This window comes from Synechocystis salina LEGE 00031, from assembly GCF_015207985.1.
Classification (GTDB): domain Bacteria; phylum Cyanobacteriota; class Cyanobacteriia; order Cyanobacteriales; family Microcystaceae; genus Synechocystis; species Synechocystis salina.
The window spans coordinates 1-5,313 of record NZ_JADEVV010000092.1; the positions used below are offsets into that span (position 1 = coordinate 1).

The window sequence follows — 5,313 nt, forward strand, 5'->3', positions numbered from 1 at the left end:
AGATGAGGAGGGGGATTGAGTGAATGTGGAAAAAAGATTTGAGAAAAGGTGTTGACTTTTCCTGGGAAGGTGAGTATATTGATAAATGCGCGGTTGAGAGCGAAAGCGACTCGAAAGCGCCCCGAACCTAGACAAAGAAATAGTTTGAGAGACAGAAACCAGACCCTTGTTAATTCAATTAACAAACCAAAGTCTGTTTCTACTTGACAAAGAGTTTAACTCAAGTCGGAAGAAATAGCAACAGAAAAGAGCCGAAACTTATAAATTGGTTATTTTTAACACAATGGAGAGTTTGATCCTGGCTCAGGATGAACGCTGGCGGTATGCCTAACACATGCAAGTCGAACGGAGTTCCTTCGGGGACTTAGTGGCGGACGGGTGAGTAACACGTGAGAACCTGCCTTCAGAATGGGGACAACAGTTGGAAACGACTGCTAATACCCAATGTGCCGAAAGGTGAAAGATTTATCGTCTGAAGATGGGCTCGCGTCTGATTAGCTAGATGGTGGGGTAAGAGCCTACCATGGCAACGATCAGTAGCTGGTCTGAGAGGATGAGCAGCCACACTGGGACTGAGACACGGCCCAGACTCCTACGGGAGGCAGCAGTGGGGAATTTTCCGCAATGGGCGAAAGCCTGACGGAGCAATACCGCGTGAGGGAGGAAGGTCCTTGGATTGTAAACCTCTTTTATCAGGGAAGAAAAAAATGACGGTACCTGATGAATAAGCATCGGCTAACTCCGTGCCAGCAGCCGCGGTAATACGGAGGATGCAAGCGTTATCCGGAATTATTGGGCGTAAAGCGTCCGTAGGTGGTTTTGCAAGTCTGCTGTTAAAGAATGGAGCTTAACTCCATAAGAGCGGTGGAAACTGCAAGACTAGAGTACAGTAGGGGTAGCAGGAATTCCCAGTGTAGCGGTGAAATGCGTAGATATTGGGAAGAACATCGGTGGCGAAAGCGTGCTACTGGGCTGAAACTGACACTGAGGGACGAAAGCTAGGGTAGCGAAAGGGATTAGATACCCCTGTAGTCCTAGCCGTAAACGATGGATACTAGGCGTGGCTTGTATCGACCCGAGCCGTGCCGAAGCTAACGCGTTAAGTATCCCGCCTGGGGAGTACGCACGCAAGTGTGAAACTCAAAGGAATTGACGGGGGCCCGCACAAGCGGTGGAGTATGTGGTTTAATTCGATGCAACGCGAAGAACCTTACCAAGGCTTGACATCCCTGGAATCCTGCGGAAACGTGGGAGTGCCTTAGGGAGCCAGGAGACAGGTGGTGCATGGCTGTCGTCAGCTCGTGTCGTGAGATGTTGGGTTAAGTCCCGCAACGAGCGCAACCCTCGTTTTTAGTTGCCATCATTAAGTTGGGCACTCTAGAGAGACTGCCGGTGACAAACCGGAGGAAGGTGGGGATGACGTCAAGTCATCATGCCCCTTACGCCTTGGGCTACACACGTACTACAATGGTCGGGACAACGGGCAGCAAGCTCGCGAGAGTAAGCGAATCCCATCAAACCCGGCCTCAGTTCAGATTGCAGGCTGCAACTCGCCTGCATGAAGGAGGAATCGCTAGTAATCGCAGGTCAGAATACTGCGGTGAATTCGTTCCCGGGCCTTGTACACACCGCCCGTCACACCATGGGAGCTGGTCACGCCCGAAGTCGTTACTCTAACCTTAGGGAGGAGGGCGCCGAAGGCAGGGCTAGTGACTGGGGTGAAGTCGTAACAAGGTAGCCGTACCGGAAGGTGTGGCTGGATCACCTCCTTTAAGGGAGACCTTTACCCCTTCATACCGAAAGCAAAGTGCAAATAGGTAGAAGTTGGTCAACCAAAAGGTCGAGCAAGGGATTAACCGAGAGGTTAAAGAGTAGAAGTCTTTCAAACTATTGCCTAGGCGAGGTAAGAGGCAAGGGCTATTAGCTCAGTTGGTTAGAGCGCACCCCTGATAAGGGTGAGGTCTCTGGTTCAAGTCCAGAATGGCCCACCTAACCAAAACAAGCCAAAAAGAAGGATAAACCCTTCAGCATCCTGTCTGATGAGAGTCAGAGGGAATGCTGGATGTAAGTCCAGTAAGAACCTTGAAAACTGCATAAAGAAAAGAGAAAGCAGGGAAAATCTGAATCTCCTTAGCTATTCGAAAGCCAACCATGGAGCCTTTGGGTGAGTGGAAAGTGGAAGAGTGGTGAATGTGAGAAGAAAGATAATCCTAGTTAGCAAAAGAAGATCTTAATAAGGTCAAGCTACAAAGGGCTAACGGTGGATACCTTGGCACACAGAGGCGAAGAAGGACGTGGTTACCGACGAAACGCTTCGGGGAGCTGGAAACAAGCATTGATCCGGAGGTGTCCGAATGGGGCAACCCAAGTGAACTACCCGCTGAATAAAATAGGCGGGAGAGAGCGAACCTAGTGAACTGAAACATCTTAGTAGCTAGAGGAAAAGAAAACAAAAGTGATTCTCTAAGTAGCGGCGAGCGAACGGGGAACAGCCTAAACCAATGTCTTCGGAGATTGGGGTCGTGGGACAGCAACATGGACTGAATAGATTAGACGAAGCAGCTGAAAACTGCACCAGAGGAGGTGAAAGTCCTGTAGTCGAAAATCGAAGCAGCCTAGCTGAATCCCGAGTAGGTCGGAGCTCGTGGAATTCCGATTGAATCCGCCAGGACCACCTGGTAAGGCTAAATACTACTGTGTGACCGATAGCGTAAAGTACCGCGAGGGAAAGGTGAAAAGAACCCCGTTGAGGGGAGTGAAATAGAACATGAAACCGTTAGCCTACAAGCAATGGGAGCTCGATTAAACGAGTGACCGTGTGCCTGTTGAAGAATGAGCCGGCGACTTACAGGTTGTGGCAGGTTAAGGTGTGTTGCACCGAAGCCAAAGTGAAAGCGAGCCTGAATAGGGCGTTAGTCACAATTTGTAGACCCGAACCCGGGTGATCTAACCATGGCCAGGATGAAGCTTAGGTAACACTAAGTGGAGGTCCGAACCGACTAATGTTGAAAAATTAGCGGATGAGCTGTGGTTAGGGGTGAAATGCCAATCGAACCCGGAGCTAGCTGGTTCTCCCCGAAATGTGTTTAGGCGCAGCGGTTGTAAAGTCAACTTGGGGGGTAAAGCACTGTTTCGCTGCGGGCGGCGAGAGCTGTACCAAAGTGAGGCAAACTCAGAATACCCAAGAAGAAACGACCAGTAAGACGGTGGGGGATAAGCTTCATCGTCGAAAGGGAAACAGCCCAGACCACCAGCTAAGGTCCCCAAATCATCACTAAGTGAGAAAGGAGGTGGGAGTGCATTGACAACCAGGAGGTTTGCCTAGAAGCAGCAATCCTTAAAAGAGTGCGTAATAGCTCACTGGTCAAGCGCTCCTGCGCCGAAAATGAACGGGGCTAAGTGATGTACCGAAGCTGTGGACTCAGATATGAGTGGTAGGGGAGCGTTCTGTATAGGGTGAAGCACTAGCGGCAAGCAGGTGTGGACAGTACAGAAGTGAGAATGTCGGCTTGAGTAGCGAAAATATGGGTGAGAATCCCATACCCCGAAATCCTAAGGGTTCCTCCGGAAGGCTCGTCCGCGGAGGGTTAGTCAGGACCTAAGGCGAGGCTGAGAAGCGTAGTCGATGGACAACCGGTCAATATTCCGGTACTGATTATAAATTGTGGCGGGGGACGGAGAAGGCTAGTGCAGCTGGAAGTTGGTTACCAGTCCAAGCATTCGAGGCGATGAGAGACGGCGAAAACGTCTTGAGCGGAGGTGTGATGGGGAGTCTCTACGGAGACGAAGTGCATGATGTCAAGCTTCCTAGAAAAGCCCGAACCACGTTAATTTATAGTCACCTGTACCCGAAACCGACACAGGTAGGAAGGTAGAGAATACTAAGGGGCGCGAGGTAACTCTCTCTAAGGAACTCGGCAAAATTACCCCGTAACTTCGGGAGAAGGGGTGCCTCCAGCAATGGAGGTCGCAGTGAATAGGCCCAGGCGACTGTTTACCAAAAACACAGGTCTCCGCAAAGTCGTAAGACGCAGTATGGGGGCTGACGCCTGCCCAGTGCCGGAAGGTTAAGGAAGTTGGTCAGGGAGTAATCCTGAAGCTAGCGACTGAAGCCCCGGTGAACGGCGGCCGTAACTATAACGGTCCTAAGGTAGCGAAATTCCTTGTCGGGTAAGTTCCGACCCGCACGAAAGGCGTAACGATCTGGGCACTGTCTCGGAGAGAGGCTCGGCGAAATAGGATTGTCTGTGAAGATACGGACTCCCTGCACCTGGACAGAAAGACCCTATGAAGCTTTACTGTAGCTTGGAATTGGGTTCGGGCTTTGCTTGCGCAGGATAGGTGGGAGACTATGAAGTTGCTCTTGTGGGAGTAATGGAGTCAACGGTGAGATACCACTCTGGTGAGGCTAGAATTCTAACTTGTTCCCGTTATCCGGGAGAAGGACAATTTCAGGTGGGCAGTTTGACTGGGGCGGTCGCCTCCTAAAAGGTAACGGAGGCGCGCAAAGGTTTCCTCAGGCTGGTTGGAAATCAGCCGAAGAGTGTAAAAGCAGAAGGAAGCTTGACTGTGAGACTGACAAGTCAAACAGGGACGAAAGTCGGCTTTAGTGATCCGACGGCACTGAGTGGAAGGGCCGTCGCTCAACGGATAAAAGTTACTCTAGGGATAACAGGCTGATCTCCGCCAAGAGTTCACATCGACGCGGAGGTTTGGCACCTCGATGTCGGCTCATCGCAACCTGGGGCGGTAGTACGTCCCAAGGGTTGGGCTGTTCGCCCATTAAAGCGGTACGTGAGCTGGGTTCAGAACGTCGTGAGACAGTTCGGTCCATATCCGGTGTAGGCGTAAGAGTATTGAGAGGAGACTTCCTTAGTACGAGAGGACCGGGAAGTACGCACCTCTGGTGTACCTGTTATCGTGCCAACGGTAAACGCAGGGTAGCCAAGTGCGGAGTGGATAACCGCTGAAAGCATCTAAGTGGGAAGCCCACCTCAAGATGAGTACTCTCATGGTGTTAAGCCAGTAAGGTCACGGGAAGACTACCCGTTGATAGGCTCTAGATGGAAGTTCAGTAATGGATGAAGTCGAGGAGTACTAATAGACCGAGGGCTTGACCTTTTTCTTCTTTTTCTTTCTCTTTTCTTGTGCAGTCTTCTGGGTTTCTTCTCAGCTAAACCCAACAATCTTTCTTGGTGTCTTTAGCGTCATGGAACCACTCCGATCCCATCCCGCACTCGGTTGTGAAATGTGACAGCGGCGACGATACTCTGGGGGTTGCCCCACGGCACAATAGTCCGATGCCAAGTTCCT

1 tRNA gene and 3 rRNA genes are annotated in these 5,313 nt (G+C 51.0%); all 4 read left to right on the top strand.

Annotation, left to right across the window (positions count from 1 at the left end):
* Positions 1-280 precede the first annotated feature (280 nt).
* The 4 genes from IQ217_RS18410 (at position 281) to rrf (ending at position 5,309) form a co-directional block, all read left to right on the top strand.
* A 16S ribosomal RNA gene (locus tag IQ217_RS18410) occupies positions 281-1,772 on the top strand.
* A 142-nt stretch (positions 1,773-1,914) separates the two neighbouring features.
* A tRNA-Ile gene (locus IQ217_RS18415) sits at positions 1,915-1,988 on the top strand.
* Between the two features lie 249 nt (positions 1,989-2,237).
* Positions 2,238-5,121, top strand: a 23S ribosomal RNA gene (locus IQ217_RS18420).
* 70 nt (positions 5,122-5,191) lie between these two features.
* Positions 5,192-5,309: ribosomal RNA gene (gene rrf, locus IQ217_RS18425) — 5S ribosomal RNA — on the top strand.
* The 16S, 23S and 5S rRNA genes sit together here with 1 tRNA gene alongside, the layout of an rRNA operon.
* Positions 5,310-5,313: the final 4 nt, after the last annotated feature.